Raw genomic sequence first — 14,017 nt, forward strand, 5'->3', positions numbered from 1 at the left:
AGACCCCGTAAATATACGTTTTCGATTACTTCTAAAAAGTTGCGCTGCGGGTTTGCTCAACCGAAACCCGGCGCGCCTCGCGCATCAAGCCCCGGCGGGGGAGCGGACCGGCCGCAGCAGGAATGCGGGCAGGTGCGAATGATCGCCCGGCTCGGCATCGGCCTCACGTTGCCGGCGCGGCTCGGGGCGGCCGATCGACGGCACATGCGAGGCATTGGCCTGCTGGCGGGCGCCGCGACGCGGCTCGGACGGGCGCTTCGATTCCTGAGCTTGTCTCGGCTCAGCGAGTTGCCTCGCCTCTGGCGAATGCCTTGCTTCGCGCGGCTCGTGGCTCCGCTCGCGGTCGTGACCGCGTCGCTCGCCGCGCTGCGTTTTGCCGCGTCCGCCGCGCGAACGCTCACGGCCGCGCTGCTCGCGGGGACGCTCGTCCCCGTCGGCAGTCTCGGCGTTGATCTCGTAATCGCCCTCGGCGCGCGGAATGCTTTGTCCGATCAGCTTCTCGATCGCCGCCATCGACTTCTGGTCGAGCGGCGTCACGATCGAGATCGCGGTGCCGGTGCGGCCGGCGCGGCCGGTACGGCCGATGCGGTGCACGTAGTCGTCGGCGTGATGGGGGACGTCGAAATTGAAGACGTGGCTGACCTCGGGAATGTCGAGGCCGCGCGCCGCGACGTCGGAGGCGACCAGCAACGGCAGCTCGCCCTTGCGGAACTGATCCAGCGCCGCCATGCGGGCCGGCTGGTCCATGTCGCCATGCAGTGCACCGACGCTGAAGCCGTGCTTCTGGAGCGACTTGTGAACAATGGCGACTTCGCGCTTGCGATTGCAGAAGATGATCGCGTTCTTGAGGTCCTTGGCCTCACGCAGCAGCCGGCGAAGCAGCTCGCGCTTCTCATGCGCCTCGCGTCCGGCGGGCACCTGGGCCTGCGTGACGGTCACGGCGGTGGTGGCGGGGCGGGAGACTTCGACCTTCTGCGGATTGTGCAGGAAGGTCTCGGTAATGCGCCGGATCTCCGGCGGCATGGTCGCGGTGAAGAACAGGGTCTGCCGCGTGAACGGAACGAGCTTGCAGATGCGCTCGATGTCGGGGATGAAGCCCATGTCCAGCATGCGGTCGGCTTCGTCGATGACGAGCAACTCGACGCCGGTGAGCAGGAGGCCGCCGCGCTCGGTGTGGTCGAGCAAGCGGCCCGGCGTTGCGATCAGCACGTCGACGCCGCGCATCAGCTTGGCGTCCTGGTCGCCGAAGGAGACGCCGCCGATCAGGAGAGCGACGTTGAGTTTCTGGCCGGCGCCGTAGCGGTCGAAGTTTTCCTTGACCTGGGCCGCGAGCTCGCGGGTCGGCTCGAGGATCAGCGTGCGCGGCATGCGCGCGCGGGCTCTGCCCTTTTCGAGGATGGTGAGCATCGGCAGCACGAAGGCCGCGGTCTTGCCGGTGCCAGTCTGGGCGATGCCGAGCACGTCCTTGCGTGCGAGGACGTGGGGGATCGCCTGTTCCTGGATGGGGGTGGGGGTGGTGTAACCGGTGGCCGCCACTGCGGCGAGGACTTTTTCGGACAGTCCGAGATCTGAAAAGGACATTGAGCCTCTGGTCGAAACCGCCGTTCGGAATCGAGGGTAATTAAGGCTGTCGCGTTCCACCCCGAAACGGCGCGCTCTCTAGGAAGCTGGGGGTGCTGACTCACGCGAACAAAGCGCAAGGCTCAAGAATCGCTCTTCGATCTGAGCCGCGTCGCCCCGGAACATAGGCGGGAATCGGCCAAAGTCAATGGAGCGGGCGCGGGAAGACCCTAAAAAACCTGAGGTTTTTGCCCAAATCACGGGCGCGGCTGGGGTTTTCGCCTCACCTCCGGGTTCGACCGGAGGCCGGCCAAGCGGGACTAATGCCCCTCCGGGGCCTGGGCCCGGAAATCGCCGGGGGCCATGCCATAGGCGGCGTTGAAGACCCGGTAGTAGGTCGCCAGGCTCTCGAAGCCGCAGGAGGTCGCGATGTCCGCGATCAGCCGGTCCGGCGCCTCGCGCATCAGGCGGCGGCTCTGTTTCAGGCGCTCGTCTGTCACGCTCTGCGAGAAGCTCTTCTCCGCGGTCTCGAACAGCACGTGCAGATGGCGCACCGACACGCCGAGCAGATCGGCGACCATGTTCGGTGCGAGATTGGGGTCTTGCAGATGACGCGCGATCAGGCGCCGGGCCTGCGAGAGGCGGGCAGTCCGCAGTGCGGCCTGTCCGCGCCGGCTGCCGGGCCGCAGGACACCGCGTTCGATCAGCGCCAGATGAGCCAGAGCCTCGACAAGGGAGGCCTGCGAAGCGTTCCCGGCGGCGCCTTCATCGCTCCCGGCAGCCTCGCCGAGATCGGCAAAGCAGGCGCCGAGCAGCGGCGCCAGGCCGGGATCGTCGAAGGTCCGCGGGGCGAGCTCGCGCATGCGCTTGTCCTGCCCCGGGATGCTGCTCACCGGAATCTTCAGGATCCGCAGGTGGAAGCCGCCGGCGCCGAGCGGCACGGTGCGATAGGGCAGGTCCGTATGGCTGGTGGCGAAGCTGCCATTGGCGATCGAAAAATCGCTTGCGCGCATCCCGCCGAACCAGCCGCCGCTGCCGAGCTGCTGGTAGACGCAGATGGCATCGCCCGGCGCGTAGGCGATGTCGGATGCGCTGCGCTCGACCGTGTAGGCCGAGGCCTTCAGCTCGACGAGGCCGGCTCCGCCAAGCTGGCGCAGCGAGAACTCGCCGTAGAAATCGGCGCGGCGTTCGCGCTCGAGCTCGGCGGTGACGCCGAACAGGCCCTTGGCGCGCACCTCGCGCCAATAGTCGAAGCGGTCGTGCGGCTCGACCTCGTCGGTGCACCAGCGATACACGGCAGCCCCTTTCAACGGAATGCCCAAGAAAAAGCAGATTCCGCCCGAATCTGCCATAGGCCAATGATGGAATCGGCGGCACGGGGCCCTTGAACCGTCGTTACGCTTGGCCCGACTATCACACAGCGGCAGGGGGTTCCATGAACGACCGTTCGAAGGGAACCAGCATGGGCCGCTCCACAACGGGAAACATGACGATGACGCGTCGGCTTTTCAGAATTCTGGCCGCCCTTGGCCTTGCGGCGGGCCTGAGCGGAATAGCGCTGCCCGCACAAGCCGCAAAGCGCGTCGCACTCGTCGTCGGCAACAACGACTACAGGAACGTGCCGAAGCTGCTCAAGGCGGTCAACGACGCCCGCACCATGGGCGATACGCTGAAGCAGCTCGGCTTCTCGGTGATGGTCGCCGAGAACCAGAGCCGGCAGCAATTCTCCGAGACGCTGCTCGCTTTCGACAAGGCGATCGAGCCCGGCGACACCGCGTTTTTCTTCTATGCCGGTCACGGCTTCGAGATCGCGGGCCAGAACTATCTGCTGCCGACCGACGTACCGGCGGCGACCGAAGGACAGGAAGAGCTGGTGCGCGATGCCTCGATCCTGGCTGACCGCATCGTCGAGCGGCTCCAGAACAAGAAGGCGCGGACCTCGATCCTGGTGTTCGACGCCTGCCGCAACAATCCGTTCGAGCGCAAGGGCACCCGTGCGGTTGCCGGCGCTGGCGGGCTTGCGCCGATGACGCAACTGCCGGAAGGCGTGTTCTCGGTGTTCTCCGCGGGGCCCCGGCAGACCGCGCTCGATCGCCTGTCCAACGACGATGCCAATCCCAATTCGGTGTTCACGCGCACCTTCGCCAAGGAGCTGCTCAAGCCCGGCGAGAACCTCGTGCAGGTGGCACAGCGCACCCGCCGTGCCGTCAGCGAGCTCGCCGACACCGTGAGGCACAGGCAGGTGCCGGTCTATTTCGACCAGATGGTCGACGACGTGTTCCTCAGCGGCCTTGTCAAGGATGCCGTCGCGCGTTCCGACGATCCGCCGCCCACGAAGCTTGCGGCGCTGCCGCCGGTGTCGGTGCCGCAGCTGCCGAAGGAGGAAGCGACCAACGCGCCGATCGCCAGCTTCTCGCGGCACAATGGCGGCTGGAGCGTGGTGTTCTCCTTCGCCGATCCGACGCTAGGCATTTCCTGGCGCATGGCCGGCAAGGGCGATTTCCGCGAAACCGGTTTCATCGACACGCTCGATCCGCGCACGCGCAAGCGGATGCCGAACCCGTCGATCGAATTGCCGCCGGACGCGTCAGCCGGCACCATCGAGGTCCGCTATGTCGACCAGTCCGGTGATTTGCAGGGGCCGTTCCCGATCAGGTTCGATCCCGAGGCCGCGCTGATCCGCGACCAGCGCAAGATCCTCGACATGACCTCGACGAGCTGGCTGTCGTTCCGCGAATTCAACGGCCTGTTGGTCTATTACACCCATCTCGTGTCCTACCGCTGCGCCATCCGCGAAGTGCGCATCGGCATCGACAGCGCCGTTCCCAACCAGGTGCTGAAGATGCCGCCCTGCGACATGCGCGACCCCAGCGCAGTCAGCGCCGGCATGCCGCTCTACATGAAGCTCGCGTCGAGCACGCAGACCGTCTCGGTAGAGCTGACCTATCGCGACGGCAGCGTCTCCGAGATCAAGAGCTTCCGCAGCGCGAACCGGAGCAATAATTGAGGGGGTCGTCGCCGTCTGCAGCGTGAGGAGTGGCAAAGGAACAACTCCTCCTGACTTGGATTGTCCACCAAACCAGGGAGACGATCCATGCTTCGCAAATCCATCCTCGTGACGATCGCTTGTGCGGCTCTTTCGACGGCTGCCTTCGCCCAAGGGGGCGGCGGTGGTGGCGGCGGCGCCGGAGGCGGTAGTGGTAGCGGTGCGGGTGCAGGTGCTGCGGCGGGTGCAGGAACGGGGACCGGCGGCGCCAGCGGGGGATCTGCGGCCTCATCGGGGGCCGGAATGGGCACGTCGTCCAGCAGCGTCAATTCCGGGCCGTCGGCTCCCTCGGGCATGGGGGTCCATGGCACGACGACAGGCGCCAACGTGAACACCAATACCGGGCCGAACAATCCGAACGTTCAAGCGCCAACCGCCGCCGGCAAGTCGCCCTCAGCTGCGCAAGCCGAGCGAAACATGGGCGTCGGGCGTGCTGCCAATGGGGTGCCGATCGGCAGTCCGGGCTCGGGAACCAGCAACGAGGATCAGAAATAGCCGAATGCGATTGTCACGGAAGGCCCGTGTGATGCGGGCCTTCCGTTTGGCGCCGGTTTGCTGATCCCAACCGGCACTGCGAATTGAGACTGCCTTCGACCTGAATCGCGCTAGTATCGGCGGGCATCAATCGATCGATACTCACAGCGCGGATCGCGTCTACAATGCCATCCGACCAACAACCTGCGCGGACCATGAAAGTCCGCTGCTGCATCGTCGGCGGTGGGCCGGCCGGCATGATGCTCGGCTATCTCCTGGGACGCGCCGGCGTCGAGGTCGTGGTGCTGGAGAAGCATGCGGACTTCTTTCGCGACTTCCGCGGCGACACCGTGCATCCCTCTACGCTTGAGGTGATGGACGAGCTCGGCCTGATCGACGGCTTCCTGAAGCTGCCGCATCAGCGCCTGCAGAAGATGGACGGCCTGTTCGGCGGCACGCCGGTGCGTATCGCGGATCTCCGCCGGCTCCATACCAAATACCCCTTCATCGCCTTCATGCCGCAGTGGGACTTCCTGAATTATCTGCGCGAGGCCGGCCGGCGCTTTGCCTCGCTCGAGGTGATGATGAGCACCGAGGCGGTCGATCTGATCCGCCGCGGTGAGACAATCGCCGGCGTGCGTGCGAAGACGCCTGACGGCATCATCGACATCGAGGCTGATCTCACCATTGCCTGTGACGGTCGGCATTCCACGGTGCGCGAGCGCGCCGGGCTCAAGGTCGAGGAGATCGGCGCGCCGATGGATGTGCTCTGGTTCCGGGCCGGCCGCAGGCCTGACGAGACCGAGAATGTATTCGCGCGGGTCGAGCCCGGCAAGATGATGATCACCTTCGACCGCGGCGATTACTGGCAATGCGCCTATGTCATCGCCAAGGGACAGCAGGATGCGGTGAAGGCGAGGGGACTATCGGCGCTGCTCGACGATGTCGTGCGCATGGCACCGGTCCTTCGATCCGGCATCGCGGAGGTGAAGAGCTTTGACGACATCAAGCTGCTCACCGTCGCGATCAATCGGCTGACGCGCTGGACGCGGCCGGGCCTGCTGTGCATTGGCGACGCCGCGCACGCGATGTCGCCGATCGGCGGCGTCGGCGTCAATCTCGCCGTGCAGGACGCGGTCGCGACCGCAAACCTGCTGGCGGACAAGCTGCAGCGCGGCTGCCCCTCGGAGGACGAGCTCGACGCCGTCAGGCGCCGGCGCGAGTTTCCGGTGAAGATGACGCAGCGCATGCAGGTCGTCGTGCAGAATAACATCATCAGCGGCGCCTTGCAGGGCGGCGACCGGCCGTTGAAGGTGCCGCTGATCGTGCGCCTCATCACCGCGCTGCCGTGGCTCCAGGGTATTCCGGCGCGCCTGCTCGCACTCGGCGTGCGGCCCGAGCACGTGCATTCAAAGGCGGCGTCGTCTTCGTAGCCAAGGACATCGACGGGGATAACGCCGCGTAAAATCACGCGCGTTGCGTTGCGTGCGTGCAACAGCGCAAACGGATTCAGAAAGCGCCGCGTGCCGATCCGCCACGTTAACCGTGTTGATTTCAATTTTAGTAAGGGCCGTCTGTGACCGTGCGCCCATCTGAGGACACGGGGTGTACCATGCGTAACAAATTGATTGCCGCCTTCGCCTGCACGACCGCTCTGGTTTCGACCGGCGCAGCTTCCGCCGCCGATCTCGGCGCGCGCTACACGAAGGCGCCTGCCTATGTCGAGCCGCTGTTCAACTGGACCGGTTTCTACGTCGGCGGCCATATCGGTGGCGCATGGACCAACGAGCAGTTCATCAACAACGGCATCGGCGCGCCGTTCGGCGACCTTTCGCCGGGCGAGGGCTTCCGTCAGCGCAATTCGGGTGTCATGGGCGGCGCCCAGATCGGCTATAACTGGCAGGCCAACAACTACGTGTTCGGCGTGGAAGGCACGATCTCCGGCCTCGACAACAAGGGCTCCTTCACGAACACCGTGTTCGGCACCGGCCTCGACGACCAGTTCAGCTGGCGCGCCAACGTGCTCGCGACCATCGTCGGCCGTGCGGGCTTCGCGGTGCAGAACAACCTGTTCTACTTCAAGGGTGGCTATGCCGGCGTGAACAATCGTCTCTCGGTGATCGACAACGTCGCGAACCCGTCGACGGGTTCGGGCGGTCAGACCCATTGGCACAACGGCTGGACCGTCGGCGCCGGCTGGGAATACGGCATCACCCGCAACTGGATCGTCGGCCTCGAATACAATTACGCGGCCTTCGCCAGCCAGACCTATCAGCTTGGCGGCACCTCGGGCAACTACACCTTCGATACCAAGCCGCGCGACATCCAGTGGGCCGTCGTGCGCGCAAGCTACAAGTTCGACGCGCCGACTATCGGTCGCTACTGAGCGATCAACGAACGACCAACATCTAAAAAAAACGATTACTGCCAAATTCAAAGCCCCGGCTTCCACCGGGGCTTTTTCTCGCGCGCAGTCTCGTGGTGCAGATCCGGCCTCAGGCCATCACCGAGAAGCCGCCATCGACGGGGATCGCGGTGCCCGTGACGAAGTTCGAGGCGGGCGAGGCGAGGAACACGGCGACGCCGGCGAAGTCGTCGATGTCGCCCCAGCGTCCCGCAGGCGTACGCGCCAGCACGCGCTCGTGCAGCCCTGAGACCTGCTGCCGCGCGCCGCGGGTGAGGTCGGTGTCGATCCAGCCCGGCAGGATGGCGTTGACCTGGATGTTGTCGGGCGCCCACGCGTTGGCGCAGGCGCGCGTGTACTGCACGATGCCGCCCTTGCTCGCCGCATAGGCTGTCGCGAAGCTCGCGCCGAAGATCGACATCATCGAGCCGATATTGATCACCTTGCCGTTGCCCGACGCCTTCAGCGCCGGATAGGCCAGCTTGGAGCACACGAAGGCGCTGGTGAGGTTGGTGTCGATCACCTTGTTCCACTCGTCGAGCTCGAGCTCGTGCGGGGGCTTGCGGATGCTCATGCCGGCATTGTTGATGAGGATGTCGATGCGGCCGAGATCCCTCACGACGCGGTCGATCATGGCTGCGACGGCGGCCTTGTCGGTGACGTCGGTGGTGATGGCGACGGCCTTCACACCGCGCTGCTCGAGATCGGCGATGGCGGCGGCGGACTTGCTCTCGTTGCGTCCGACCACGGCGATGTCGGCCCCCGCGTCGGCAAGGCCGCGGGCCATGCCGAGCCCAATGCCGCCATTGCCTCCCGTGACGATCGCGACTTTGCCGCGAAGATCGAACCGGCTGGATGTCATGCTTCTATTCCCTGGATTCTTCTATTGGTTGCTTTGCCAGATCAGCACCAGCCCGAAGCCGGCCATGGCTGCGCCATAGCCGGCCCATTGCAGCTGGTTGACCATGAAGCTCGATCGCGGCCAGGGCACAGTGCCCGTGCCCTGTCCGATCCAGAGCAGCCCGACGGCAGTCGCAAGCAGGCCTGCTACAAGCAGAAATCTGCGCATGCATTCCTCCCATCGGTCGGCTTCTGTCGCGAGCGGCATCAACGACTGCCGCGGACCCGCGAAAACTCGGCAGCACAGTAACCGTAGCTGCGGTTCAGGCACAATGGCGGCATCGGCTTGGACTGCCGGCGGACAGGGAGCGCGTGTCGGGAGCTACCGCTCTCCTCAAAACGAAAAAGCCCCGGCGATGCCGGGGCTTTGACGCTTGATCGTGAGATCAGATCAGTACTTCGCGACGACCGGGCCGGTCCAGTTGAAGCGGTAGACCAGCGAGGTCGAGATCGTCTGGTTCCAGCTGTTGGCGCGGACGCTGTTGATGGTCGGGAGGTCGCCGATATCGAAGCGAATGGGCTCAGACTTGGCATTGTAGAAGGCCGAACGGTACTCGGTCTTCATGAACCAGCCAGGCGAGCTGATGCCGAAGAAGTTCAGGCTGTTCTCGACGCCGCCGCCGATGAACCAGCCGTGACGATCATAACCATTGAGATGCAGACCAACGGGGACGCCAGCCAGGTCGGTGAAGTTGGTGCGGCCGAAGTGGGCGCCGGAGTAACCGCCGTTGACGTAGGTGAGGACGTTCGGGGCGGCGAGCCAGCCGAGGCGGATACCAGCAGCCCACGAGGTTTCAAGCTTCTGGTTGCCCGTGATGTCGATGGTCGGATCCTGGATGGTGGAACGGATGCTGCCGAACTGAGCGTCGCCGAACACACCGGCAACCCAGGTGCCGCTGAACTGCCAGTCGTAACCGGCGCCGACAGTGCCGAACCAGCCGGAGCCACCCTGGCGCTGCGTGATCGTCAGCGGCGTGCCGGTGGCCGTATCCACGATGCTCTGGTCGGCATTCGAGAGGCCGCCGCCGCCACCGCCGAAGATGTAGAAGCCGGTCCAGTTGGCGACCGGCGCGGGGGCCGGGGCCTTCACGTAGGGGCGAGCGCCAAGGTCAGCGGCCGAGGCCGAACCGGTCATCGCCGCAACGGCGGTCAGAGCGAGCAAAGTCTTCTTCATGTCAAAATCCCCAACCTTGGTCTGTCGTAGCAGCGCGAGCGCACTGAAGTTCGTTTGATCTGATGCCCGGACTATAGACGGTTCTCGCCGAAATGCTGTTGCAGGGCAGGCACAGTCGCCGGAAAACGCCGGTATGCGGGGATTGGGGTCGGTGCCCGCGGAAATCTCAAATAATTAAGATATATCAATATGTTATTTGCTATATCGCGAGCGCTAATTTTGGTAACCTCTCGTTAGCAAATTCGGCTTTGTCCGAAATGAAGGCAAGCCTGCCTCAGCCGTGACCCTCCCTGGCCTCCGTGAGTCGCTGGCCGAGTCGCCGCGTACGGCGGGAATCATGACGTGCGGGCCGAAGCATTGGCAGGATCACCGCCAGGTCGCGTCGTGCCCGCAAATGTAAGGAGCCCCGGCGGTAAGGCCGAGGCTCTTGATGACGCGCGGCTGCGCGCAACGCATCAAAGGTCTGGCAGCTCAGACGTCCAGCAGCTCCTCGCTGGCAAATTCGGCCTTGTCCGAGATGAAGGCGAACCGAGCCTCGGCCTTGGTGCCCATCAGGCGCTCCACCGAATCCGCCGTCGTATCGCGGTCGTCCGCAAGCAGCACCACCTTGAGCAGCGTCCGCTTGCTCGGATCCATGGTGGTTTCCTTGAGCTGTGCCGGCATCATCTCGCCGAGGCCTTTGAAGCGGTTCACCTCGACCTTGGCGTTGGCATTGAACGCGCTCTTGATCAGCTCTTCCTTGTGCTTGTCGTCGCGCGCGTAGACTGATTTGGTGCCGTGCGTGAGCTTGTAGAGCGGGGGCACCGCGAGGAAGAGGTGGCCCTCGTCGATCAGCCGCGGCATCTGCCGGTAGAAGAAGGTGATCAGGAGCGAGGCGATGTGGGCGCCGTCGACGTCGGCGTCGGTCATGATGATGATGCGCTGATAGCGCAGATCCTCCTCGCGATAATGCGCAAGCGTGCCGCAGCCGATCGCCTGTACGAGATCGGAGAGCTGGGCATTCGCAGTCAGCTTGTCCTTGCCGGCGGAGGCGACGTTGAGAATCTTGCCGCGCAGCGGCAGCACGGCCTGGGTCTTGCGGTCGCGCGCCTGCTTGGCGCTGCCGCCGGCCGAGTCGCCCTCGACGATGAAGAGTTCGGAGCCTTCCGTGCCGGCATCGGTGCAATCAGCGAGCTTGCCGGGCAGGCGCAACTTCTTGCCCGCGGTTTTCCGCGCGGTCTCTTTTTCCTGGCGGCGGCGCAGCCGCTCCTCGGCGCGGTCGATCACGAAATCGAGCAGCCGGTTGGCCATGTTCGGATTGCCCGACAGCCAATGGTCGAACGGATCCTTCATCGCCTGCTCGACGATGCGTTGGGCTTCTGCGGTCGCGAGACGATCCTTGGTCTGGCCCTGAAATTCTGGCTCGCGCACGAACACCGAGAGCATCACGGCCGCGCCGACCATCACGTCCTCGGAGGTCACGGAAGCTGCGCGCTTGCCCTGGCCGACGCGCTCGGCGTGATCCTTCAGGCCACGCAGCAACGCGCTGCGCAAGCCGGATTCATGCGTGCCGCCGTCGGGTGTCGGCACGGTGTTGGTGTAAGACGACAGGAAGCCGTCGGCATCCGCGGTCCATGCCACCGCCCATTCGCAGGCGCCGTGCGCGCCGTTGCGCCCCGACTTGCCCGAGAAGATGTCCGGGTGCACCAGGGTGTCGGCGTGGATCGCTGCGGCGAGATAGTCCTTGAGACCGCCGGGAAAGTGGAACGTCGCCTCCGCCGGCACGTCCTCGACGCCCTTGAGCAGCTCGGGTGCGCAATTCCAGCGGATCTCGACGCCGCCGAACAGATACGCCTTCGAGCGCGTCATCTTGAACAAGCGCTGCGGCTTGAACGCCGCCTTGGCGCCGAAGATGTCGGTGTCGGGCTTGAAGCGCACGCGCGTGCCGCGGCGGTTGTTGACCTTGCCGAGATCCTCGAGCTTGCCCTTGGGATGGCCGCGCTCGAAGATCATCCGATGCAGCTTCTGGCCGCGCGCGACCTCGACCTCGAGACGCGAGGAGAGGGCGTTCACCACGGAGATGCCGACGCCGTGCAGACCGCCCGAGGTCTCATAGACCTTGCTGTCGAACTTGCCGCCCGAATGCAGCGTGCACATGATGACTTCGAGTGCCGACTTCTTCGGGAATTTCGGATGCGGATCGATCGGGATGCCGCGGCCGTTGTCGGTTACGGTGAGGAATCCGTCCGCGCTGAGCTCGACGCCGATGAAGGTCGCGTGCCCGGCCAGCGCCTCGTCCATGGAGTTGTCGATGACCTCGGCGAAGAGATGATGCAGCGCCTTCTCGTCGGTGCCGCCGATATACATGCCGGGGCGGCGGCGCACCGGTTCCAGGCCTTCGAGCACCTCGATGTCGGCGGCCGTGTAGTCGGCTTCCCCGCCGCTTCCACGCGCGGCCGGCTTGGCGGCAGGCGCGCGGGACTTCGGCTCGTCGGCGCCGAACAGGTCGTCTTTCGCTTTGGTTTTCAACTGCTTGGACATTTATCTTGATACGTTTCAAGGGCCGCCTTAGCGGCGAATCGGTCAGGGCGACTATGCCACTTCTGGCTTGGAAAGGTTATCGCAGGCGCCGGCGAGCGGCGTGGTTGAGAGCCAATCCCGGCGATTTTACGCCGCAGGCCCGCCAATTCCCGGCAATTTGACGTCCCAGCCACACGCGGCCGAGCTTTGTGACTTGATGTCACACAAGCCCTTGGCTTACCAGTCCTTTTCATCGAGCAGCACCTTGAGACAGGGCGGAAGGCTAATCTGGAATGGAGCAGTACGCGCACGCCCTGGCCGAATTCGTGCGCGTTCACCAGGCTTGGGCGGCGCCGATCGTGTTCGTGCTCGCCTTCGGGGAGTCGCTGGCCTTCATCTCGCTGCTGGTGCCGGCCTGGGGCGCGCTGGTGGGCATCGGCGCGCTGATCGGGGCGAGCGGCATCAGCTTCTATCCGGTCTGGATTGCCGGCGGCCTCGGCGCGGCGCTGGGCGATTGGGTCTCCTACTGGTTCGGCTTCCGCTACAAGGAACGGGTCGCCCAGATGTGGCCGCTCTCGCGCTATCCGGACCTGCTGCCGAAGGGCGAGGGATTCGTGCGGAAGTGGGGCGTGCCCAGCATCTTCATCGGCCGCTTCTTCGGCCCCTTGCGCGCCTCGGTGCCACTTGCGGCCGGCATCTTCGAGATGCCCTATTGGAGCTTCCAGGTCGCCAATTTCGTCTCGGCGCTGGTGTGGTCGGCCGCACTGCTGCTGTTCGGCGACGTGATCGCGAAGCTGATGGAATGGATCTGGCGCCTGGTGTGACCGGGCGGCAGGGCCGCCCGGTCAGCGCGGCAAACGCGTCTAAAGCGAGGCGTTCCAGATCGAGGGAATCCAGCGATATCCCGAGCCGTCCTTTTCCTTCTCAACGCGAACGAGACCCGGGAAGGCGGCGTGGAAGGCCTGGATCGGCATCTTCTCGGCAATGGCCATGTCGTAGAGCTTGCGCCGCGTCTGCTGTGCCAACGGCTTGTCGACATCGGAGGCGATGTTCCATTCGGGATGCTTGACGAACAGGAAAGCCGCACCGGCGGTGATGTCGACCTGCACCAGCACCTTCTCGTTGCCGGAGGCGACGATGAAGGAATTGTGGCCGGGCGTGTGGCCGGGGCTCGCGACCGACGTGATGCCGGGCGCGACCTCCTTGCCGGATTCGTATTGCGTGACCTTGCGGCCCAGCGCGTCGAACACGCGGCGGATGTTCTTGAAATTGTTTTCGAGGATCGGGTTGCCCATCCCCTTGCTCATCTCGCCGTCGTCCATCCAGAACTTCCATTCCACCGCCGGCACCATGATCTCGGCGTTGGGGAAGGCGGGCTTGTTCTCGGTAGCCAGCAGGCCGTTGATGTGGTCGCCGTGGAAGTGGGAGATGACGACGGTGTCGACCGCCGCGCGGTCGATCCCGGCCGCCGTAAGGTTATTGTGGAACTGGCCGACCTTGCCCTTGCTCTGCGTGAACTGATCTGGCCCGAGACCTGTGTCGATGACGACGAGCTTCGGTCCGGTGTTGACGACCACGGGGTTGAACGTATGGGTGACCTTGTCGGTCGGCAGGTGGTGTTCGGCGAAGACCTTGTTGATGTCGTCCTTGCTGGCGCCCGCTGCGTAATTGTCGGTCAAATTGACGGTGGCAACGCCGTCGCAGACCACCGTGACCTGATGGGTACCGACATTGTAGCGATAAAAGCTTGCATTCTGCTTGTCGGCCAGGGGCGCGGCAGCGTGCGCGGGCGAAGTCTTGGCGAAAGGCAGGAGCGCCGAGGCGGCGGCACCGGCTAGCGTTGCGCGACGGGTAATCTCGGTCATGGCGATGTCCTGGGGCTGGTTATGACAGGCTTGGACCGGCGGGTTGTGGCGCGTCGGTCTTTCTCTGAAACCCCCATTATTAGTGGAAATTCCGC

Annotated in this window: 12 protein-coding genes; 5 read left to right on the forward strand and 7 right to left on the reverse strand. The window is 64.8% G+C overall.

The genetic code is table 11. The features are described from left to right. Nucleotides 1-84: 84 nt before the first annotated feature. Nucleotides 85-1,581, reverse strand: coding sequence for a DEAD/DEAH box helicase (locus LPJ38_RS23575; RefSeq protein ID WP_145631209.1), 1,497 nt, complete (start codon nucleotides 1,579-1,581; stop codon nucleotides 85-87). Nucleotides 1,582-1,880: 299 nt separating this feature from the next. After that, nucleotides 1,881-2,855, reverse strand: coding sequence for a helix-turn-helix domain-containing protein (locus LPJ38_RS23580; protein WP_145632484.1), 975 nt, complete (start codon nucleotides 2,853-2,855; stop codon nucleotides 1,881-1,883). 197 nt (nucleotides 2,856-3,052) lie between these two features. Here LPJ38_RS23580 and LPJ38_RS23585 point away from each other — a divergent pair, with 197 nt between their 5' ends. The 4 genes from LPJ38_RS23585 (at nucleotide 3,053) to LPJ38_RS23600 (ending at nucleotide 7,466) form a co-directional block, all read left to right on the forward strand. Further along, nucleotides 3,053-4,567, forward strand: coding sequence for a caspase family protein (locus LPJ38_RS23585; protein ID WP_145631196.1), 1,515 nt, complete (start codon nucleotides 3,053-3,055; stop codon nucleotides 4,565-4,567). 87 nt (nucleotides 4,568-4,654) lie between these two features. Beyond that, the gene (locus tag LPJ38_RS23590) at nucleotides 4,655-5,101 is read left to right on the forward strand and encodes a hypothetical protein (RefSeq protein WP_158644753.1); all 447 of its coding nucleotides are present in this window, start codon (nucleotides 4,655-4,657) and stop codon (nucleotides 5,099-5,101) included. 164 nt (nucleotides 5,102-5,265) lie between these two features. Then, complete coding sequence (locus tag LPJ38_RS23595; protein WP_208750530.1) at nucleotides 5,266-6,513, forward strand: FAD-dependent oxidoreductase; 1,248 nt, start codon at nucleotides 5,266-5,268, stop codon at nucleotides 6,511-6,513. A gap of 179 nt (nucleotides 6,514-6,692) precedes the next feature. Beyond that, nucleotides 6,693-7,466: an outer membrane protein gene (locus LPJ38_RS23600; protein ID WP_145631156.1), complete on the forward strand. Its 774-nt coding sequence runs from the start codon at nucleotides 6,693-6,695 to the stop codon at nucleotides 7,464-7,466. Nucleotides 7,467-7,575: 109 nt separating this feature from the next. Here the strand turns inward: LPJ38_RS23600 and LPJ38_RS23605 are convergent, their stop codons facing one another. The 4 genes from LPJ38_RS23605 to parE form a co-directional block, all read right to left on the reverse strand. After that, on the reverse strand, nucleotides 7,576-8,346 hold the full coding sequence (locus LPJ38_RS23605) for an SDR family NAD(P)-dependent oxidoreductase (RefSeq protein ID WP_145631147.1): 771 nt from the start codon (nucleotides 8,344-8,346) through the stop codon (nucleotides 7,576-7,578). A gap of 21 nt (nucleotides 8,347-8,367) precedes the next feature. Continuing rightward, nucleotides 8,368-8,553, reverse strand: coding sequence for a hypothetical protein (locus LPJ38_RS23610; protein WP_008558617.1), 186 nt, complete (start codon nucleotides 8,551-8,553; stop codon nucleotides 8,368-8,370). 222 nt (nucleotides 8,554-8,775) lie between these two features. Next, the gene (locus tag LPJ38_RS23615; RefSeq protein ID WP_061848229.1) at nucleotides 8,776-9,558 is read right to left on the reverse strand and encodes an outer membrane protein; all 783 of its coding nucleotides are present in this window, start codon (nucleotides 9,556-9,558) and stop codon (nucleotides 8,776-8,778) included. Between the two features lie 471 nt (nucleotides 9,559-10,029). Next, nucleotides 10,030-12,078, reverse strand: a complete 2,049-nt coding sequence (gene parE / locus LPJ38_RS23620; RefSeq protein WP_145631133.1) for a DNA topoisomerase IV subunit B — start codon at nucleotides 12,076-12,078, stop codon at nucleotides 10,030-10,032. A 272-nt stretch (nucleotides 12,079-12,350) separates the two neighbouring features. Between parE and LPJ38_RS23625 the strand changes: the two genes are divergently transcribed. Continuing rightward, complete coding sequence (locus LPJ38_RS23625) at nucleotides 12,351-12,881, forward strand: DedA family protein (protein WP_145631119.1); 531 nt, start codon at nucleotides 12,351-12,353, stop codon at nucleotides 12,879-12,881. 39 nt (nucleotides 12,882-12,920) lie between these two features. On the opposite strand, the gene LPJ38_RS23630 is transcribed toward LPJ38_RS23625, so the two are convergent. After that, a complete protein-coding gene (locus tag LPJ38_RS23630) occupies nucleotides 12,921-13,922 on the reverse strand; it encodes an MBL fold metallo-hydrolase (protein ID WP_145631106.1) in 1,002 nt (333 codons plus the stop codon). Nucleotides 13,923-14,017 lie beyond the last annotated feature (95 nt).

It is taken from the genome of Bradyrhizobium daqingense (assembly GCF_021044685.1).
Lineage (GTDB): Bacteria > Pseudomonadota > Alphaproteobacteria > Rhizobiales > Xanthobacteraceae > Bradyrhizobium > Bradyrhizobium daqingense.

Excerpts from the sequence above, each read along its gene's own strand:
- LPJ38_RS23585 (WP_145631196.1), top strand. The coding sequence starts at position 3,053 with ATGACGCGTCGGCTTTTCAGAATTCTGGCCGCCCTTGGCCTTGCGGCG.
- LPJ38_RS23595 (WP_208750530.1), top strand. The coding sequence starts at position 5,266 with ATGCCATCCGACCAACAACCTGCGCGGACCATGAAAGTCCGCTGCTGC.
- parE (WP_145631133.1), bottom strand. The coding sequence starts at position 12,078 with ATGTCCAAGCAGTTGAAAACCAAAGCGAAAGACGACCTGTTCGGCGCC.
- LPJ38_RS23625 (WP_145631119.1), top strand. The coding sequence starts at position 12,351 with ATGGAGCAGTACGCGCACGCCCTGGCCGAATTCGTGCGCGTTCACCAG.
- LPJ38_RS23600 (WP_145631156.1), top strand. The coding sequence starts at position 6,693 with ATGCGTAACAAATTGATTGCCGCCTTCGCCTGCACGACCGCTCTGGTT.
- LPJ38_RS23575 (WP_145631209.1), bottom strand. The coding sequence starts at position 1,581 with ATGTCCTTTTCAGATCTCGGACTGTCCGAAAAAGTCCTCGCCGCAGTG.
- LPJ38_RS23605 (WP_145631147.1), bottom strand. The coding sequence starts at position 8,346 with ATGACATCCAGCCGGTTCGATCTTCGCGGCAAAGTCGCGATCGTCACG.
- LPJ38_RS23630 (WP_145631106.1), bottom strand. The coding sequence starts at position 13,922 with ATGACCGAGATTACCCGTCGCGCAACGCTAGCCGGTGCCGCCGCCTCG.
- LPJ38_RS23615 (WP_061848229.1), bottom strand. The coding sequence starts at position 9,558 with ATGAAGAAGACTTTGCTCGCTCTGACCGCCGTTGCGGCGATGACCGGT.
- LPJ38_RS23590 (WP_158644753.1), top strand. The coding sequence starts at position 4,655 with ATGCTTCGCAAATCCATCCTCGTGACGATCGCTTGTGCGGCTCTTTCG.
- LPJ38_RS23610 (WP_008558617.1), bottom strand. The coding sequence starts at position 8,553 with ATGCGCAGATTTCTGCTTGTAGCAGGCCTGCTTGCGACTGCCGTCGGG.